The 18,976-nt window shown below is 37.2% G+C and carries 21 protein-coding genes and 1 pseudogene; 10 read left to right on the top strand and 12 right to left on the bottom strand.

Annotated features, from left to right (window positions below; translation table 11 throughout):
- Window positions 1–34: 34 nt before the first annotated feature.
- The 6 genes from ACFYKT_RS08120 to ACFYKT_RS08145 all read right to left on the bottom strand — a co-directional run bounded on the left by ACFYKT_RS08120 (window position 35) and on the right by ACFYKT_RS08145 (window position 2,053).
- A complete protein-coding gene (locus ACFYKT_RS08120; RefSeq protein WP_389218033.1) occupies window positions 35–253 on the bottom strand; it encodes a spore germination protein in 219 nt (72 codons plus the stop codon).
- Window positions 254–284: 31 nt separating this feature from the next.
- The gene (locus ACFYKT_RS08125; RefSeq protein ID WP_389218036.1) at window positions 285–677 is read right to left on the bottom strand and encodes a spore germination protein GerPE; all 393 of its coding nucleotides are present in this window, start codon (window positions 675–677) and stop codon (window positions 285–287) included.
- Between the two features lie 6 nt (window positions 678–683).
- Window positions 684–860, bottom strand: coding sequence for a spore gernimation protein GerPD (locus ACFYKT_RS08130; protein WP_389218038.1), 177 nt, complete (start codon window positions 858–860; stop codon window positions 684–686).
- Window positions 857–1,474 carry a spore germination protein GerPC gene (gene gerPC / locus ACFYKT_RS08135; RefSeq protein ID WP_389218041.1) on the bottom strand — a complete coding sequence of 206 codons (618 nt, stop codon included), beginning with the start codon at window positions 1,472–1,474 and terminating at the stop codon, window positions 857–859. Before gerPC ends, ACFYKT_RS08130 begins: the two co-directional genes overlap by 4 nt.
- A gap of 115 nt (window positions 1,475–1,589) precedes the next feature.
- The gene (locus ACFYKT_RS08140; protein WP_389218044.1) at window positions 1,590–1,814 is read right to left on the bottom strand and encodes a spore germination protein GerPB; all 225 of its coding nucleotides are present in this window, start codon (window positions 1,812–1,814) and stop codon (window positions 1,590–1,592) included.
- Between the two features lie 17 nt (window positions 1,815–1,831).
- A complete protein-coding gene (locus ACFYKT_RS08145) occupies window positions 1,832–2,053 on the bottom strand; it encodes a spore germination protein (protein WP_389218046.1) in 222 nt (73 codons plus the stop codon).
- 234 nt (window positions 2,054–2,287) lie between these two features.
- Here ACFYKT_RS08145 and ACFYKT_RS08150 point away from each other — a divergent pair, with 234 nt between their 5' ends.
- From ACFYKT_RS08150 to ACFYKT_RS08160, 3 genes are all read left to right on the top strand, one after another.
- A complete protein-coding gene (locus ACFYKT_RS08150) occupies window positions 2,288–3,205 on the top strand; it encodes a fumarylacetoacetate hydrolase family protein (protein ID WP_389218049.1) in 918 nt (305 codons plus the stop codon).
- Between the two features lie 121 nt (window positions 3,206–3,326).
- Window positions 3,327–3,674, top strand: a complete 348-nt coding sequence (locus ACFYKT_RS08155) for a DUF1516 family protein (RefSeq protein ID WP_389218052.1) — start codon at window positions 3,327–3,329, stop codon at window positions 3,672–3,674.
- A 152-nt stretch (window positions 3,675–3,826) separates the two neighbouring features.
- Complete coding sequence (locus ACFYKT_RS08160) at window positions 3,827–6,748, top strand: bifunctional diguanylate cyclase/phosphodiesterase (protein ID WP_389218055.1); 2,922 nt, start codon at window positions 3,827–3,829, stop codon at window positions 6,746–6,748.
- Window positions 6,749–7,025: 277 nt separating this feature from the next.
- Here ACFYKT_RS08160 and ACFYKT_RS08165 read toward each other — a convergent pair whose 3' ends face one another.
- Window positions 7,026–7,589, bottom strand: a complete 564-nt coding sequence (locus tag ACFYKT_RS08165; RefSeq protein WP_389218058.1) for a DUF2777 domain-containing protein — start codon at window positions 7,587–7,589, stop codon at window positions 7,026–7,028.
- Window positions 7,590–7,896: 307 nt separating this feature from the next.
- Between ACFYKT_RS08165 and ACFYKT_RS08170 the strand changes: the two genes are divergently transcribed.
- Window positions 7,897–9,396: an alpha-amylase family glycosyl hydrolase gene (locus ACFYKT_RS08170; protein WP_389218061.1), complete on the top strand. Its 1,500-nt coding sequence runs from the start codon at window positions 7,897–7,899 to the stop codon at window positions 9,394–9,396.
- A gap of 53 nt (window positions 9,397–9,449) precedes the next feature.
- Here the strand turns inward: ACFYKT_RS08170 and ACFYKT_RS08175 are convergent, their stop codons facing one another.
- The gene (locus ACFYKT_RS08175) at window positions 9,450–10,739 is read right to left on the bottom strand and encodes a methyl-accepting chemotaxis protein (RefSeq protein ID WP_389218064.1); all 1,290 of its coding nucleotides are present in this window, start codon (window positions 10,737–10,739) and stop codon (window positions 9,450–9,452) included.
- 136 nt (window positions 10,740–10,875) lie between these two features.
- Entirely contained in the window at window positions 10,876–11,367 is a 492-nt protein-coding gene (locus ACFYKT_RS08180; protein WP_389218067.1) for a YajQ family cyclic di-GMP-binding protein, read from the bottom strand.
- 406 nt (window positions 11,368–11,773) lie between these two features.
- Between ACFYKT_RS08180 and ACFYKT_RS08185 the strand changes: the two genes are divergently transcribed.
- Window positions 11,774–12,640 carry a CvfB family protein gene (locus tag ACFYKT_RS08185; protein ID WP_389218069.1) on the top strand — a complete coding sequence of 289 codons (867 nt, stop codon included), beginning with the start codon at window positions 11,774–11,776 and terminating at the stop codon, window positions 12,638–12,640.
- A 32-nt stretch (window positions 12,641–12,672) separates the two neighbouring features.
- On the opposite strand, the gene ACFYKT_RS08190 is transcribed toward ACFYKT_RS08185, so the two are convergent.
- Both ACFYKT_RS08190 and ACFYKT_RS08195 read right to left on the bottom strand, forming a co-directional pair.
- Entirely contained in the window at window positions 12,673–12,804 is a 132-nt protein-coding gene (locus ACFYKT_RS08190; protein ID WP_389218072.1) for a DUF3941 domain-containing protein, read from the bottom strand.
- 132 nt (window positions 12,805–12,936) lie between these two features.
- A complete protein-coding gene (locus ACFYKT_RS08195) occupies window positions 12,937–13,803 on the bottom strand; it encodes a DegV family protein (protein ID WP_389218074.1) in 867 nt (288 codons plus the stop codon).
- 516 nt (window positions 13,804–14,319) lie between these two features.
- Between ACFYKT_RS08195 and ACFYKT_RS08200 the strand changes: the two are divergent.
- Window positions 14,320–14,532: pseudogene (locus tag ACFYKT_RS08200) on the top strand (Gmad2 immunoglobulin-like domain-containing protein); the annotation flags it as partial.
- Between the two features lie 409 nt (window positions 14,533–14,941).
- Here ACFYKT_RS08200 and ACFYKT_RS08205 read toward each other — a convergent pair.
- A complete protein-coding gene (locus ACFYKT_RS08205; RefSeq protein ID WP_389218077.1) occupies window positions 14,942–15,760 on the bottom strand; it encodes a Cof-type HAD-IIB family hydrolase in 819 nt (272 codons plus the stop codon).
- Between the two features lie 211 nt (window positions 15,761–15,971).
- Here ACFYKT_RS08205 and yjfP point away from each other — a divergent pair, with 211 nt between their 5' ends.
- The 4 genes from yjfP to ACFYKT_RS08225 all read left to right on the top strand — a co-directional run bounded on the left by yjfP (window position 15,972) and on the right by ACFYKT_RS08225 (window position 18,833).
- Entirely contained in the window at window positions 15,972–16,739 is a 768-nt protein-coding gene (gene yjfP / locus ACFYKT_RS08210; RefSeq protein ID WP_389218080.1) for an esterase, read from the top strand.
- Window positions 16,740–16,810: 71 nt separating this feature from the next.
- The gene (locus ACFYKT_RS08215; protein ID WP_389218083.1) at window positions 16,811–17,119 is read left to right on the top strand and encodes a metal-sulfur cluster assembly factor; all 309 of its coding nucleotides are present in this window, start codon (window positions 16,811–16,813) and stop codon (window positions 17,117–17,119) included.
- 16 nt (window positions 17,120–17,135) lie between these two features.
- Window positions 17,136–17,474: a DsrE family protein gene (locus ACFYKT_RS08220; RefSeq protein ID WP_389218086.1), complete on the top strand. Its 339-nt coding sequence runs from the start codon at window positions 17,136–17,138 to the stop codon at window positions 17,472–17,474.
- Window positions 17,475–17,702: 228 nt separating this feature from the next.
- Window positions 17,703–18,833: a TIGR04053 family radical SAM/SPASM domain-containing protein gene (locus ACFYKT_RS08225; RefSeq protein ID WP_389218089.1), complete on the top strand. Its 1,131-nt coding sequence runs from the start codon at window positions 17,703–17,705 to the stop codon at window positions 18,831–18,833.
- Window positions 18,834–18,976: the final 143 nt, after the last annotated feature.

Genomic DNA, 18,976 nt, shown 5'->3' on the forward strand with positions numbered 1-18,976 from the left:
GGATGTACAGCTCTTTTTGTCTATAATCATTAGATTAGTTATTCCCAGCAATAGGCTGATCAATCAAGTTCGAGTCGAGTACATTGTTTGCGCTTAATCCATTATTCGTAATAATGAATCCCCCGGTATTTCCTGCACCCGAGCCAGAAATTGATTTTGAACTGCTTTTGGGGGAAATATAGACAGTATCCCCAAATTGAACAATGCCTCCGCCGACATTTAAAATTTGAACGGGTCCGACAATAGCTGGCATAAGCAAAACATCCTTTTTATAGGCTTAAATCTTACAATTTTTCCTTATCCTCTGAGTGATCGGTTAATAGATGACGAATATGCTCTACCCTAGACTCCATTGAAATATGCTTGCTGCTGCCAATATGAAGAAGAGAAGAAGCAGATACCCCAATCACATCAATATTTCTTACTTTTATTACTGGATTTAGCTGTGTTGTGTGCATCGTGATATGTTCATTGAGAGGGGGCAAAGGAATGGATTCTGTGAAGATGGGATATGACTTAAAATCCCCCTCATTACCGAAGAAAATTTCAGCTTCCCTCTGTACAGCAATGGCACGGGAAACGCCTTGTATAAAGGAGGAATCCCCAATCTCCATAACGGAAGAGAACGATATCGTTTCTAATTTGACATGATTAACGACTGATGTTCGCTGAAGCATGATGGATCACTTCGGTGTCAACGGAACAAAAGGTCCGATGATAAGTGATTCTGCAGGTGTATCAAAGATAGAAGCGAGCTGAATCGTCTCTGTGTCGCCTACCATCAATAGCGATGAACTGGATACACCAATAATTCGAATATCTCCAACACACAAGTCTCTGTTATAAACTTGAAAGTTCATTCCTTTTTCATTCCTTTCATATTTTCAGGCAAATGGCTAATAAAGGCATGAACACCATTCTTTATTTCTGCTTTAAGCTGTTGGATTACTTCCTCATTAATATTCCGATTCTCTTCTTGAGCGGGGTCAGCTGATCTCAATTGTTTAAGATGAAAATCAATTCGATTAGGAAGCTGCTTTTTTATATCCTCCTTAATGAAAGATAAATAAGTCTCATTCTCAGCAACCTGTAAGTTTCTTTGTACTTCACTGACTATTGCGGGTAAATCACTTTCTAAATATCGGTATATTTCATTTTCAATTTCCATCGTTTTTTTCATGAATTTCTTTGGAGAGATGGGTGCCTCATTCTCCTGGTTATCTACGGCTAGATCATCAATGTTTTGCAGATCAGATGGATTCAGCCCGATATTCAGTGTCCCTTCTAATGTTTCCACTTTAAGCTGATCAAATTTATAATCAATTCTCCCTATACTTATTGGTGGCCGCTCTTTTAAGGTTTTTGTTTCCTCCTGCAGCTCTCGAACGCTCTTTTCAAGGCTGCGGATTCTTTTCTCTTGCTCTTGTATAAAGGTATGCAAACCTTGAAGATAAGAATAAAGTTCCTGACTCATTTGCATCACCTCAATTTTGTCATTAAATAATCATTTGAATATAACGGAAAAATCCACTGTCCATCTTACCAGTACAAATCAGCTTGAAATGTCCAAGAGCGGTGCCTGACCCTCATTAAGTGATGGATGGTGCTTGTAATGGTACGGAAGGAGTAGCTATCAATTCATTGGACATAGGGGCCTCTGCTGCTGGAGCAGGTTCTGTAAAGCCTCCTGTGTTATATAAATAGGATGAAGGCTTTATGATTCCAGAACTGCCAATTTGTAAGATTGAAGAATTGGAAATACCGCCAATTTTTATTAAGTTAATATGAATCGATTGTTGAATATAATAATTCATCGCCATCACCCATTTTCTTATGCATTTAAGATAATTCCTTGGTCAATGCTGTCAGAATCATATGTGTTTGTTGTGCTTTGATGATTATATACATTCATGCCGTCCCCTGTGTTAAAAGATCCGGCACCTGAAAAGGTTTTTGCATTAGATATCGGCATGATTTTATAAACATCTCCAATGTTAAAAACAGAACTGCTCCCTACGGATATGACCTGAGCGACCCCAACGATTGCCGGCATACACATCACCCTTTATGATTGAGATATGTGTCCAGCTCCTCAAGAAAGCTTAGGCAGCATAGACATTGCTTTTCTTTATCGTATGTGCCTAAAAAGAGATTGTGATAAAATAGCCCAAATAAATCTTCAGTGAAATGAGGTTTAAGACTAGACAGGCTTTATATCTTTCACCTATGATAAACAATATAAATGGAGATGTTTGGAAGATTCTGATCTGAAAATGGGGGTGTTCGGATGAATTTTGTAACAGCAGAACTGGCGGGGGAAATCTTTGTTGGGCTAATGGATGGGGAGAACAGAAGAATTCTTCCGCTTGGAAAAGCAGCAGAGATGAAAGAAGGTATAAATAACTTTCCTTCGACCATGCAAGAATGTATTGCTTTAGGAGACAATTTTATTCAAAAAGTTAATAGCTTACAAGAGTGGGCTGCAAATGGAGAGCATGAAGAGCTATACATACCGCTAGATTCGGCTAAATTACTTGCACCTATTCCCCGGCCAGCAAAGAATATCTTTTGTGTCGGCAAAAATTATGCAGATCATGCAATTGAAATGGGCAGTAAAGAGGATATTCCGGAGCATATTATAGTCTTTACTAAGGCTCCGACAACGGTCATTGGACATGATGAACTTGTTCATCATCATAAAGATATAACGGAACAGCTCGACTATGAGGGGGAGCTTGCCGTCATTATTGGCAAGAAAGGACGAGGAATAAAGAGAGAGGAAGCTCTTGAGTATGTCTTCGGTTATACGATTCTTAATGATATTACCGCAAGAGATCTACAATCCCGTCATAAGCAGTTCTTTATTGGAAAAAGCCTTGATACTACATGTCCGATGGGGCCATGGATCGTGCACATCTCAGCAATCGATAATCCAAATAAACTAGAGATCAAGACGAAAGTAAATGGTGAAATAAGACAAAGTTCAAACACAGAGAATTTTATCTTTCCAATAGAAGAAATAATCTCCGACCTTTCTAAAGGCATGACGTTAGAGCCAGGTGACATTATTGCGACAGGTACGCCAGCAGGAGTAGGCAAAGGATTCAAACCTCCACGTTTCCTGCAGCCAGGAGATGCCATGGACATCACTATTGAAAAAATTGGCACCTTATCAAATAAGATTGAGACGATTGATGGAATTTAGAGACTGTGGTGAAAAAGTTGCGATATTTGTCTGAAATATAAGCGAAATAGGAAGCTTTAGTTTAGGATTTTCGTTGCTGATATGGTATGATGTAAACGATTTTAGTTAAGGAGGACATTGGATGATACACGCTCACATTACAACATGGCTTTTAACACTTATCTTATTCTTCGTTGCGCTTGGACTACATAAAAGTGGAAAAGCTAGAGGCTTAAAAGTTGTTCAAATGATTTTAAGGCTCTTTTATTTACTAACTATTGGTACAGGTATTTGGATTTTAAGCAGTATTAATATTGATACAATGTATGTGATTAAATCATTAGTCGGTCTCTGGGTAATTGTCATGTTCGAAATGATCATTGTCGGTACGGTAAAGGGAAGAAAAACGGCTATTTCTTGGATTCTATTTATTATTTCATTGGCACTAGTTTTATATCTAGGATTTGTTAAATTACCGTTAACTTTTTAATCAAACTTACTTATAATTGTCATATCATTTGAAAAAGCTGTCGAAAAGACAGCTTTTTCGCTTTTTTGTCATGTCATGATTGCAATATTTATGTTATTTTTAACTTGAGGGAATTGTAAAGAAATTAAACTATATCTATGGTGGTTCTTCTAATGGCGAAAACAATAACATGTCAATATGAAAATAATGATCAACTGTATCAATTCATACATACAAATGATCTTTGTGAATATCCGAACTTGCTTGTTCAAGTCTTTTCTAGTAATGCAGACAGAAACTTTCTTGTTCAGCTGCAAACTACTATTAAGAAGGTCATTCCCTATGCGACGGTCATTGGCTGTACTAGTGCGGGTGAGATATATGAAGGCAGAATAGTTGAGAAAGGAATCGTACTTTCTTTTACTATTTTCGAAAAAACAGAATTAAAATCTGCTTTACTTCACCAAAGTTACTATGAAAATAGCTTTGAAATGGGGAAAGGTCTTGCTGCCCAGTTACTAGATTTTGATACGAAAGCCATACTAGTTTTTTCAGCAGGGTCAGAAGTAGATGCCCAGTCATTATTAGATGGAATCTACAAGAGCAACCCAGAATTAATAGTAGGCGGAGGAGTGGCATGTTCGGACGGAATACACCAAGAATCATATGCTTTTACAGAGGAAGAACTAACGAGTCAAGGAGTAGTAGCGGTTGCACTGCAAAACGAGCAGCTTCATGTACAAGCCTTTAGTAATAATAAATGGCAGGAAATAGGGAAGACATTTACGATTACAAAGTCTAAAGAAATGATTATCCACACAATTGATAATAAAAAACCGGAACAAATTCTAAAAAAATATTTAGGTGCAAACTTTTCCAAGGATTTGCCTGATTCAGGCTGGGAATTTCCTTTTATCGTTCATCGTAATGGAGAAAAAGTCCCCTTGTTTATTAATGCTGTATTGAAAACAGGAGCTATTTTAGTAAATAGAAGAATTAGCGAAGGGGAGAAAATTACTTTTGCTTATCCAGCTATTGATGAAATTATCGCAAGTTCTTTGTCTAATTTAAAACAATTAGCGAAAAAGCAGGTTGAAACAATATTTGTATACAATTGTTCAGTGAAAAAAAGATTTGCTCGTGATTTTACAGAAAAGGAATTAGCGATGCTGCAGAGCATTTCATCAGCAAATGGATTTTTTACACAAGGAGAATTAGTAGGAGGAGAGCCTGAAAAACCAAAGGCATTGGGGCATTCCTTAACCTATATTGCTTTATCAGAAAATATTCGTCAAAAACAGTCCGATCGTAAGTTAACCTTTAAATATTCTGCACCAGCCTATTTAAAAACATTATCTTCATTAACACATTTGATGGAAGCGTCACATAATGACTTTCATCTATTAAATGAGAGTTTAAAAGTGTCTGAGCAATATTATAAGTCTCTTTTTAACACAAATACGGATATTATTTTCTCAACTGATTTAAATGGACAATTTAAAAGCATAAATCCCGCATTTGAGGAAACAAGTGGGTATAGCAGTGAAGAACTTATTGGGAAATCTGCCCTGAAATTAGTAATGAGTGAAGATGTACCACGAGTGAGAATGCATTTCTCCAAGGCATTAAAGGGGAGAGAGCAGTACTTTGATGTAACGATTCAATCAAAGTCAGGAGAAATAAATCTTTTCCAAATAAAAAATATTCCAATCATAGTGAATGATGAATGTATCGGTATTTATGGAATTGGAAGAAATATTACCGAGCAAAAAAAGATTGAAGAAAAGATAACAGAGCTTGCTTATTTTGACCATGATACAGGACTTCCGAATCGGGTAAAGTTTACGGAGCAGCTTGAACATATGCTTGAAAGAGCAAAAAAGAAAAAGAGAACACTTGCAGTTCTTTCGATTGATATTGACCGATTTAAAATTATTAATGATAGCCTTGGGCATTTTGTAGGCGATATGGTTTTGAAGGAATTGGCTTATCGAATGGAAAAGGTTCTTCCAAGCGGTTCTTATATTGGAAGATTCGGTGGCGATAAATTTACAGTTGTTTTATCAAAGGATATTCATGTAGAGGAAGTAATGAAAACTTCTAAAGCAATTCTGAAGGAGATTTCAAATTCAGTTAATCATAAAGGACAGGATTTCTTTGTGACGGCTAGCATTGGTGTAAGCTTTTATCCAGAGGATGGATTGGATAAACATGAACTCTTAAAAAATGCAGACATTGCTACGAATCGTTCCAAGAACCAAGGGGGCAATCGGGTTACTTTCTTCTCAAACGAAATGAACGATCAGGCGATGAGCAGACTTGAACTAGAAAGCTATTTAAGAAAAGCCCTTCAGAAAAAAGAATTTTATATCATGTATCAGCCGCTAGTGGACTTAGAGACAGGTGAGATCTTTGGAAGTGAGGCATTAATTCGCTGGAATCATCCTAAATTAGGTCTTGTTTCACCAGTAGATTTTATCCCATTAGCTGAAGAAACCGGGTTAATTGAGGAAATTGGAAGCTGGGTGCTAAGATCAGCATGTAAGCAAAATAAAAAATGGCAGGCACTTGGATATGAGAACTTATCGGTATCAGTAAATGTATCTGCCTATCAATTTCAACAGCCTGGATTTTTAAAAGAAGTAAAACGAGCGTTGCATGAGTCTAAATTAGAGCCCAAATATTTAACTCTGGAATTAACGGAAAGTACGATGCTAAAGAATGTTGATTACAGCATCAACACAATGCATTTGCTTCAAAAGCTTGGGGTAAAAGTGTCAATTGATGATTTTGGTACAGGATATTCCTCATTAAGTTATTTGAAGGATTTACCGATTAATACATTAAAGATTGATCGATCATTTATTAATAATCTTCGTGTGAATACATCAGACATTGCAATCGTCAAAGCCATTATTACGATGGGGCATGGTCTAGAAGTGAAGGTGCTGGCAGAAGGAGTAGAGACGAAAGAACAGATTGACTTATTAAAAGAATTAAAATGTCATTATGCTCAAGGTTTCTATATTCATAGACCACTGATGATAACAGATTTTGAGCAGGGCTTAAAGAAACCAGCAACCTTACTTAAATAACTTAAAGAGAGTCCAGCAAAAATGCTGGGCTCTCTTCTAATAGATTGCTGTTTTTTGAATAAATTGTGTGAAATGAAATCTATTACAAATAAGGTTGGTTGATTGGAGCGGAAGGCGCGAGACTCCTGCGGGAGGAGTGGGACAGGTGAGACCCCACAGGCGCTCGAGCGCCGAGGAGGCTCACCGCCCACCCCGCGGAAAGCGAGCAGCCTGGAGCGGAAATCAACTTTTACCCTTTCATATTAAAAGCAACAATGTTTGCGAAAACAGCCTTAAATTATGAGGATATTTTCTCAATGATCATCCTTTTTCCACTGTTTAAGGTGAATTCAAAGCGGTCATTTGTCTTTTCAAAGTAACTAAAATGATGCTGGACATTGCAGATTTGCTCTTGATTATCAAAAACAATAAAGTTAACACCGTTTTTCCTTTCAGAAGTAGAGAGGAAATTTAATTGATTATAACAATAAATACAATCATACATTGAAAACTTCAGGGAATTTAATGTTGTGACGAATTGGAAAAACGCATCATCATTCATCTCATCTAACAGTTTTTCTAAAGAAAACACAAGAAGCTTGCGGATCCGGACCATGTCCTGATTTTTGAGAATTAGTACCTCATCGGCTAAAGAGACCTTTCCCTCCTCAAACAAAACCCCTTTTCTCCAGCGCTTCATTCGATAGACTTCAATTTCCTGATGGAGGAATTCATCGATCAATGCTGCCTCTTCCGTTTCTTTATCAAAGAACACCCACTGATTATTTATAAATTCAATTGTCCCTTCAGTAAATGCACGGGATTGATACTCTATTAGTTTTGAACGCTGCTGTCTATTCATAAAAAACCTCCATTTGCTTCCTTCACCATTCTTTCTTGACATTTTCCAAAACTTTTATAACTGTATATGGGTAAATACCTGTTTTTTCATAGAATATGCAATATGCCTCCTATAGCAGGATATTCTCCCAGTAGATATTCTGATACATAATGTGTATAGGCCTTTGATTCAACTTAAAGACTGATTGAATAGATGAGCATTTGTTTGACGATACGCAGAGAAAAGGCTACTCTTAAAGAGTTATTATAAAAAAACTAGGCTATTAAATAGTTTTGGCTTTGAATTTGAAGGAGTAGGAGGAGCGGTGATGAAAAAAAGAGCTTGGATTTTCATCTTAATCCCGTTTCTTCTTTTTTACGCCCTACCTGTAGGGGCAGCTGAAAAAGAAGATCGTAAATGGCAAGATGAATCAATTTATTTTCTTATGGTGGATCGCTTTAATAATGGGGATCTGGGTAACGATAATCAAGTAGATGTAAAAGACCCTAATGCTTATCATGGCGGTGATTTTCAAGGAATTATCGACAAATTGGATTATATTAAAGATATGGGCTTTACTTCTATATGGCTGAATTCGATTCTTGATAACGAAGATAAGGGGTATCATGGCAAATGGGTTCAAGATTTCTATAAGACGGAAGAACATTTTGGTACGATGGATGAATTTAAAAAGCTAGTGAAGGAAGCTCATAATCGGGATATGAAGGTTTTGTTTGATTTTGAAGTGATTCAAGTTGGTCCCAACCATTCCTTCCTTACAGAGCCAGAAAAGAAGGATTGGTTCCGTGAACAGAAGGGAGATGAACTTCCAAAGTTAAATCAGGAAAACCCTGAAGTGAAGAACTATTTAATTGATGCAGCAAAGTGGTGGATAGAAGAAACAAATATTGATGGGTATTATCTAGAAGACGTAGATAAAGCGCCTGACGATTTTACACGAGAGTTTGCTAAAGAAGTCAAATCGGCGAAGAATAATTTCTATCTCCTTGGAGATTTACAAGCACATGATTCAGAAAAGGTTGCACAATTTCAAGAGCTGGGAATGGATGGGCTTCTTGATGTCCCTCTTGCAGAAAAGATAAGACCTGTTTTTGATCAGGTAGACAACTCATTAAACGATCTTGTTGCGAATAAGGAATATCTTATGTCGATTTACAAGGATCCGTTTTTAATGGGCAGTGTGGTGGATAATCGCAATATGGCCCGATTTACTCATGCGGCAATAACGAAAAACCAGCATCCAGGACCAAGGTGGAAGCTGGCTCTGACTTATCTGTATACAACCCCAGGTATCCCTATTGTTTATTATGGCAGTGAAATTGCTTTAGAAGGGGGAGGCGGGGCCGATAATCATGGACAAATGGATTTTCGGACAGATAAGGAATTAATTGATTACATCACAAAGCTTGGTGAATTACGGGCGGCTTTTCCAAGTTTAACACGGGGATCACTGGAACTGTTAGCTGAGGAAAATGAGATGTCAGTTTATAAACGCACATATGAAGAGGAGACAACCGTTATTGCAATCAATAACTCATCTGGATCTCAAAATATAACGATAGATGCAAATGTTTTGGAAGATGACAGGGAGTTAAGAGGGCTAATAACGGATGATCTTGTCAAAAGCAGAAACGGCCAGTATACGCTGTTCTTAGACCGTGAAGAGGCAGAGGTGTATGTATTATCTAATAAATCTGGGATAAACATCCCTTTTGTTATTGCGACCATTGTTGTATACGGAGCCTTCCTTACGTTCATTTACCTTATTTGGAGTAGGTCGAGGAAAAGGAAAGCAAGCAAAAAGTAAGTTTGAATAAGAAAAAAAGCCAAAGGATTCTTTAAAAATCCTTTGGCTTTTTCTTATGAAGTTTTAAATTTATGTGTTAATTCTTGAAGATCTACAGCAATTTCTGATAACTCATTTATGGAAATAGCTACTTCATCGATTGAAGCAAGTTGTTCCTGTGATGCTGCTGAAACATTCATTGAATTTTGATTGTTTAAATTTGCAATTGAACTAACAGCAGAAACAGCAGATGTAACATCTTGAGCACTTCCTGAGATTGTTTGGCTGCCTTCAAGAATTTTATTCATTTGATTATCCATCTCGCCCATGGATTGCGAGATTTGATGAAAGATATCTTTAGTTTCATTCGTCATGATAATTCCTTCTTGCACATCATCAATTACATGTTTCATTGTCGCAACTGAATTTCCAGTTTGTTTTTGAATTTCATTAACAAGCTCAGCGATTTGTTGGGCAGATCCATTCGATTGTTCAGCAAGCTTTCTCACTTCTTCTGCAACAACAGCAAAACCTTTGCCTGCTTCTCCAGCACGTGCAGCTTCAATTGCCGCGTTGAGTGCTAATAAATTGGTCTGATTTGCAATATCTGTAATAACGGTTAGGAATTGCCCGATTTCCTTTGTTTGTTCCTGTAGCATTTGAATAGAATGGTCTGACTGACTTACAGAATTTTGAATGAGACCCATTTGTTTTACTGTTCTATCAACTGTTTTTTCGCCTTCTTCAGCCACTGATGTGTTGATTTTTGATTGGCTGCTAATCACTTGAGTATTTCGAGAAATTTCATCAATTTCATTATTTACTACGTCCATAGCAGCTTCAATTCTCTTCATGCCTTCTGTTTGTTCCTCTGATCCAGCAGCTACCCCTTGAATGGCAGCAGAAATTTGTTCAGAGACCGAGGCTGTACTTTTAGAATTGGTTGATAGCTGGTCAACTGATATAGCGATACGGTCGGATGTGTTATTTATCTTGCTGACGACTATTTGAAGATTTTCCGTCATTTGCTTAAATCCCTTTGCAAGCTGGCTTATCTCGTCATCCACACGTCTTGAAAAATCCACATCTACATGCAGATCCCCTTCTGCAACCTTTTTCGTTGCTTCTAGTAGGGTGCGGAGTGGGGTGATTATAATCCAACGGGTGAATATTGCGACAATTATAGTCGCAATGAAGAGGTTGATAGCTGTATTAATATAGATGCCAAAGCTTGAATCTACACTTCCAAACTCCATTACATAGGAATTTAATTTGGAAGAAAGCGGTGTACTGATAATGGATGCGATAACGATTACTACGATCATTTTTAAACGGATACTTCTAAATTTAATTTTATCTAGCATCTAAAAAATCCTCTCCTAGGAATACTATGGTGTCTCTTATTAGATAATTATACCTATTAAATAGCTTAAAAACCAATAATAAGTTAAATGAATTATAAAGAAAAGGCATCCACTTTATGGAGGCCCATACTGCTAATTATCTATAATTTACGAATTGTACATCAACAGTAAGATCTGCTTCTTTTACTGCTGCAATGATTTGTTGTAGATCATCACGGTTCTTGCCAGTTACTCGGACTTGGTCATCTTGAACTTGGCTTTTGATTTTTAGACCGCTATTTTTGATGAGAGTATTAATTTTTTTGGCATTTTCTTTATCGATGCCTTGAGCAATTTTTGCCCGCTGACGGACCGTTCCGCCTGTTGCTCCTTCGAGCTTGCCGTAGTCCAGGTTTCTGACGGGAATTCCTCTTTTAATCATTTTGCTGAACAAGACATCCTTAAGCTGCTCTAGTTTGTATTCATCATCAGAAATTAAGACAAGTTCCTCTTTATCGAGTGATATATTGCTTTTGCTGCCTTTAAAGTCATAGCGTGTTTGAATTTCCTTCATCGCAATATTAATTGCATTTGTTACTTCTGAAAAGTCTACTTTGGATACAATATCAAATGAACTTTCTTTCGACATAACGCTCTTGCCTCCTTATTTAAATGCCCATTCATAATTTACAATGGGGACTCTGTTGTGAAGTTGTACTATATCCATCAATTATAGTAAAATATAGCAGTTCGTACAACTCTAGGAGAAATTAGTGAAATTTAAATAAAATAGGCTGTTTATGCAAACATTGTTGCTCATCGCTTGAATGAGTAGAAGTTGATTTCCGCTCCAGGTTGCTCGCTTTCCGTGGGGCGGGCGGTGAGCCTCCTCGGCGCTTTGACGCCTGCGGGGTCTCACCTGTCCCGCTACTCCCACTGGAGTCTCGCACCTTCCGCTCCAATCAACATGCCTTATTTATCAATGGTTTTTATTCACAATATTTATTGAAAAAGAGTCTAAAAATAAATACGAATAAATGAAAAGGGGAATTTAAATGGCGATTAATGAATTTATTGGACGTTCTGTTCAATTGAAGGTTGAAAGGCAGGCTGCTTTTGGCTACTTTTTATCTGATGGTGATGAAGATGTGCTATTACATAAAAATGATACGGATTTAGAATTGGAGGAAGGGCAGGAAGTGGAGGTCTTTCTTTATACAGATTCAAGAGAGCGGATTGCTGCAACAACGACGATTCCGTCTATTACAACGGAAACATATGGCTGGGCTGAGGTTTGTGATGTAAAGCCAGGAATAGGTGTATTTATTAATATCGGAATTAATAAGGATATGCTTCTAGGAGAAGAGGATCTTCCTGTACATGAATCGGTCTGGCCAAATGTAGGTGATATGCTTTATATTACACTTCGTGTCAATCGAAATGACCGCATCTATGTAAAGTTAGCGACAGATCCAATCATTGAGAATATATCAATAAAGGCAACAAGAGAAGATTTTAATAAAAATATCCATGGTCATATCTACCGCACGGCAAAGGTGGGCAGTTGGATTTATACGGCAGAAGGATTTAAAGGATTTATTCATGAATCACAGCGAAAAGTAGAACCACGTCTTGGAGAAAAAGTGGAGGGCAGAATTATTGATGTAAAAGAAGATGGGACGATAAATGTTTCATTGGCCCCAAGAAAAGAAGAAGCACTTGATCAGGATTCAGAAATAATTATGGCGTATCTAGCTTCCAGAAGCGGAACGATGCCATATGGAGATAAGAGTGCGCCAGAGGATATACAAGATCGCTTTCAAATGAGCAAAGCCTCATTTAAACGTGCGCTTGGGCGTTTAATGAAGGAAGGCAAGATTTATCAAAAAGAAGGCTGGACATATGTGAAAGAGGAACAATAAAAGAGCAAGCGGTTTGAACCGCTTGCTCTTTTCTATAGATGATCGGTCTTTTTGGAATATTGATTCTTTCCAGCATTCTGGTTTTTGGTGATCATCATATTTTTCTCATGACGAAGGGCATTATTATCCTTGGCTTTCTTATCATTATCTGAAGTATGCGGCATCGTATGAATACTCCTTTCCTCTTTAACATAATGGCAACTTTCACTGTGATTTTCGCATGGCCGTGAAAGTTGGCTCCTATTATTGTCTGTAAAAAGGAATGAGAGTATACAGTGCAAGCATATTGTTTGATCCTATTCTTCTTCTTGTACTTTATTTAGAAAGAAAAAGGCGATTGTACCTGAGCCTGTATGGGAACCAATAACAGAGCCGATAGTAGAAATATAGAAGTTCTTCACATTTAATTCTTGCGCAATTAATTCCTTCATTTCTAATGCCGTTTCTTCATCGTCTGCATGACTGATTCCAATTATTTGGTTGTCTAATGATTGTCCTCTTTCCTTCATTAGTTCAATGATCCGGCGGAAAAGCTTCTTTCTTCCGCGGTGCTTTTCAATGGGTACGAGCTTTCCATTTTCAACATTTAATAAAGGCTTGATGTTCAACAGACCACCCAAAAAAGCAGATGCCTTCGAAACGCGGCCACCCTTTGCAAGATAATCAAGATCCTCAACAGTAAATAGATGTTCCATATGCTGACATAAGAAATTAACCTTCTTTAAGATCGTCTCTTTGGATACATTTTCTTTGGCTAATCTTGCGGCTTCTTTCACAATAAGGCCAACCCCAAGGGATGCACATTTTGTATCAATGATTGTTAACTGAAAGTCTGGATAGGTTTCTTTCACTTGATCAAGCATCATTGCTGCTGTTTGGTATGTACCTGATAATTCCGAAGAAAAGGCAATATATATCCCATCTTCTTTGTTTTCAGCCATTTTAGTAAAGGTCTCTTCAAAGACATGAGGAGACACCTGGGATGTTTTTGGAACCTGTCCTTCACGAATTGCGTCATATACAGTTTTCGAATCAATGGTTAATAGATCTTCATATTCTGTATCGTTTAAATGTACTTTTAATGGAAAAAGCATCACATTATTTTCTTCATAAAAACTTAATGGTAAGTCACACGCACTGTCGGCTATTATTTTTACTGACATACCTATTCCCCTACTCTCCATACAATATATATTCTCTAAGTGTATATAAATTAGAAAAAAAAGACAACGAATATTACTCGAAATTTATTGGTACTTGAAAGAATAATTAAAGATACAATTTCACAAGCTTTTATTAGTATGGCTGTTCTCGCAAACATTGTTGCTAATGAGAAACTAGTTGGTAGAGGTTGATTTGCGCTCCAGGACGCTCGCTTTCCGCGGGGTGGGCGGTGAGCCTCCTCGGAGCATAGCTCCTGTGGGGTCTCACCTGTCCCACTACTCCCGCAGGAGTCTCGCGCCTTCCGCTCCAATCAACAAGCTTATTTAGTAACAATTGTTTATTTAATCAACTTACTTGATATAAATAAACAATTGATTTTTTCCTATTTCTATAAGGTGTGAATTGGAGGGTTTGCCATGCGCGCATTAATTATTGCATTTTTTGTTGTAATTGGATTAGTACCTGCCCAATCTTTTCAAACAGCTGAAAAGGAGGACTATGTATTTAGGAATGTTATGGTGACAGGGGAGGATGGAAAATATGTAGTAACTGGTGAAGCTCGCACAAAAGGGGGAGAATTCTTCTATATTGTAGAGGATGGTCATAATGAATTGGTAAAAGAAAAAAGGAAACGGATAGGTTCAAAGTATCCGAAGTGGTCAAAATTCACGATTCACATAACCATTCCCAAAAAGGATATTCCACAGAATGGGACAGTTACTCTCTATTTGTTTGAAAAAACGGGGAATGGGGAAATGATTCATACCTATCCAGTTATTTTAGAACAATCGATAAATAATTTGAATAACCAAAAAAGCCGACACAATGTGTCAGCCTTTTTGGTATTAATTGCTTACATTATATTCCACCAAGAGAAGATTCTTTCACATTTTTCAGCTTTGCAGCCTCAGCTTCAGCATATGTCATGTGATACGGGATACGTTCAGCGTGCTTAGTAACAGAATCTACACCTTGTTGGACAAAGCGTTTCGATTTCGTACGTTTACCCATTCGAATCCCCTCCAAATGAAGAAATGTGAAACAGCTAACTGCTGCTTCATCTTTTAGTATGTGCCAATCTCTCAATTTAAAAAGGGGTATTATTTGACCGTATTGTAAAATAGCGGTAAATCCAGCTTAGAATAATTTTAAATTCAATAAATCGTTTAAATAGACAGCAACCCCGTCCTCCTCATTTGATAATGTGAGTTTGTTTGCGGTTGATTTTACTTGATCGATGGCATTTCCCATTGCCACGCCGTAGCCTGCATAATCAAGCATTTCAAGATCATTATCCTCATCGCCAAAGGCAATAATTCTTTCAGCAGGGATTTGGAAATAATCTGCTGCCTTTCTCAGTCCTACTGCTTTATTCAAGCCAACTTTAACAATTTCAATCACATGCCAAGGAGCAGCCCAGCTTCGATGATCAATGACTTCGGCATGTACAGCGGAGAGATGATCACGAATCGTTTGAACATGCTGTTCATCCGTATGAATTAACATGCTTGTTGGAGATGATTTTAGAAAGTTTCGAAGGTCGCCAGTTGTGATGCTTGGATCACCTAACCCGAAAATGTCCAGCAGTTTTTCATCATGATAATGAATGTACACATCATCAATGACTTCCGCAATAATATTATGGAATTGGAATGAACTGCATGCCTCCACAATATCTTTGGCAATATTTACTTCAAGAGGAGAATGGTACACGCCCCAGTTATGGTCTTTTGGATGATGGACGAAGGCTCCATTGAAATTGACAATCGGTGTATCGAGATTCATTTCTCTATAGTACATTTCACTAGAACGGAATGGACGTCCGGTGGCAATCATAACAATATGGCCTTGCTCACGAGCTTTTTCGATGACTTTTTTTGTTCTTAACGAAATTGTTTTATCGTCTTTTAATAATGTTCCATCTAAATCTAGAGCAATTAAATGTTTTTCCGCCATAATAACAACACCTGCTTTATACAAATTTTCTATTCTTAGTGTAAAGGTTTGGGAAAAAAAAAGACAACATGATACACTTAGAAAAAAGTGAATATATCTCTATATAAACACTATGTTAACAAATATATTTTAAATTTGTTACTAAATACACTTTGTTAACTTATTTTTACATAATATTTAGATTCGGTTTACTTTTCTAGGAGGCATAAAGGTGATTACAATTGAAAATGAAAGAATGAAGGAAATTCCTCTATTACATATTGTAGATCAGGAAAGACAGAGGGAAAAACTCCCATTCATTATTTTTGTACATGGATTTAGGAGTGTGAAGGAAAATAATCTTCATTATGCCTATTATCTTGCACAAAAGGGATTTCGGGTCATCCTTCCTGAAGCGCTTCATCACGGGGAAAGAAATGCTGGATTATCAGGGCATGATTTAAATATACATTTTTGGGATGTTGTGCTGCAGTCAATTGATGAGCTGGCTATTTTAAAAGATGCCTATGAAGAGCAGCAACTAATAGATCCATCACGTATTGGGGTTGCTGGTACATCAATGGGAGGCATTGTCACATTAGGGGCGCTTACAAGATACCCATGGATAAAAGCTGCTACAAGCTTAATGGGAATGCCCTATTACGAAAAATTTGCAAGCTGGCAAATTGATGAAATGAAAAAGCAAGGATTGGAAATTCCTATTGAAGAAGATGAACTGTCTCAATTAATGCTTCGGTTAAAGGAACTGGATTTAAGTTTGCAGCCGGAAAAATTACAAAATAGACCGCTTCTCTTCTGGCATGGAAAGAAAGACCCCATTGTGCCATTTCCAAGTACATACCACTTTTATGAAACAATTAAACCATTGTATCAAAATGATCGAGAAAAGCTACAGTTTATCATTGATGAGAAGGCTGGTCATAAAGTCAGTGTTGAAGGAGTAGCTCAAACAGTAAGATGGTTTGAGACATTTGTATAAGGGTCTTTCATTCATTAATGGCTATATATTTGTTATGATAAAGACAAGAATAAGAAAAGGAGATGTTTGGAATGGATCAGGATTTAAAGGACAGTATTATGAGTGCACTCGAGCTTGTTGTTGACCCAGAGCTTGGGGTTGATATTGTTAATCTTGGATTGGTATATGATGTGAAGATGGATGAAGAAGGGAAGACAACTGTTGATATGACTTTAACTTCAATGGGTTGTCCGCTTGCAGGCACTATCGTTGAGAATGTGAAGAGTGCATTAGCAGATATTCCAGAGGTGAAGGAAACAGAAGTGAACATCGTTTGGAATCCCCCTTGGTCCAAGGATAGAATGTCCAGATACGCAAAAATTGCCTTAGGTATTAGATAAGAGAAGGGGCAAAAAAATGAAAAATAAAATCATTTTGGTGAGTTCAGATCAGCTTGGTAAAGGGGATAAAGAGCTTGGTGAAGGAGTTCTCGAGACTTTTTTCACGCTGCTGAAACAAAGAGAGGAACTTCCAGCAGCCATATTTTGTATGAATCGCGGGGTATTTACATTAACTGCAGATTCCTTTGTTTCTGTTCACCTTAAGGAATTAGAAGAAAAAGGTGTAGACGTATTTGCATGCAAAACATGTGTAGATTATTATGAAGTTGAAGACAGATTAATGGCCGGAAAAATTAGCGGCATGCCTCACTTCATAGATTTATCGATGAAATACGAGGTTATGACACTATCTTAAGAACAGCAGAGTTTTCTCTGCTGTTTTGTTTTTTTCGCAAACATGTTCATGTATTTGTTCTACCTTCTCTCTTATTATTTTATTTTAATGTGAGATTGTTCACTTATTTAATATAAAAACTTCCCTATAATTTAACTATAGAGATGATATTTTTGTATATATAATGAAAATCCGATATTTTCTTATTGAATAGAGTGGAAATTGAGGGTATTGAAGGAGGATTTTTACATGGCTTTTAATCGTGATTTTAATTCAGACCCCTTTATTGTTATATGGGAATTAACAAGAGCTTGTCAGTTAAAATGCTTGCATTGTCGTGCAGAAGCACAATATAGAAGGGACCATCGTGAATTAACGTTTGAGGAAGGCAAAACGTTAATTGACCAGATTTACGAGATGAATAACCCTATGCTTGTCTTTACAGGTGGGGATCCGTTAATGCGGGAGGATGTTTTTGACATTGCTGAATACGCAGTCAAAAAAGGTGTCCGTGTTTCAATGACTCCAAGTGCCACACCAAATGTGACGAAGGAAGCAATTGAAAAAGCGAAAGCAGTAGGCTTATCTCGCTGGGCATTTAGTTTGGACGGCCCAAATGCTAAGATTCACGACCATTTCCGTGGAACAGATGGTTCATTTGATTTAACTATGGAACGAATTAAATATTTGCATGAGTTAGAAATACCTATCCAAATTAATACAGTTATTTCTCGATACAATATTGAGTATCTAGATGAAATGGCGAAGCTTGTTGAAGAATTAGACTGTGTTCTCTGGAGTGTGTTCTTCCTTGTTCCAACAGGAAGAGGACAAGAATCAGATATGATTTCTCCTGTTGAACATGAAAAAGTATTTATTTGGCTGTACGATTTAAGTAAAAGAGTTAAGTTTGATATTAAAACAACAGCCGCACAGCATTACCGCCGTGTTGTTATTCAGCAAAAAATGCGTGAAGCGAAAGATCAAATAGATGAAATTCAATATTTAGATGCATTGACCCAGCAAGGATTAACAGGTTCTATCGATGGTCTAGGAAGAGCACCAAAAGGGGTAAATGATGGAAATGGATTTGTCTTTATTTCTCATATTGGAGATGTTTACCCAAGTGGGCTGCTTCCTGTAAAGGCAGGGAATGTTAGAGAACAATCTATTGGAGAAATTTATCGAGATTCACCGATCTTTAAAGATTTAAGAAATCCAGATAAATATAAAGGGAAATGCGGTGTTTGTGAATTTAGATATGTTTGCGGAGGTTCACGTTCAAGAGCATACGCAATGACTGGTGATTATATGGAAAGTGAACCATTCTGTGTCTATATTCCAAAAGCATTAAGAAAGAAAGAAGCAGCAAATAAATAAACTTTATTGCTTTTGTTTCCAAAAAGTGCAGTCTTGTTCTAAGGCTGCACTTTCTTTAATATGAATAAATAAACCTATAAGGAAACTTTAATACAATGGAAATAGTGACAACATCATGAAAGTTTGATTTTGTCTATTAACAT

Origin of the sequence: Cytobacillus mangrovibacter, from assembly GCF_042865275.1 — a bacterium.
GTDB lineage: Bacteria > Bacillota > Bacilli > Bacillales > Cytobacillaceae > Cytobacillus > Cytobacillus mangrovibacter.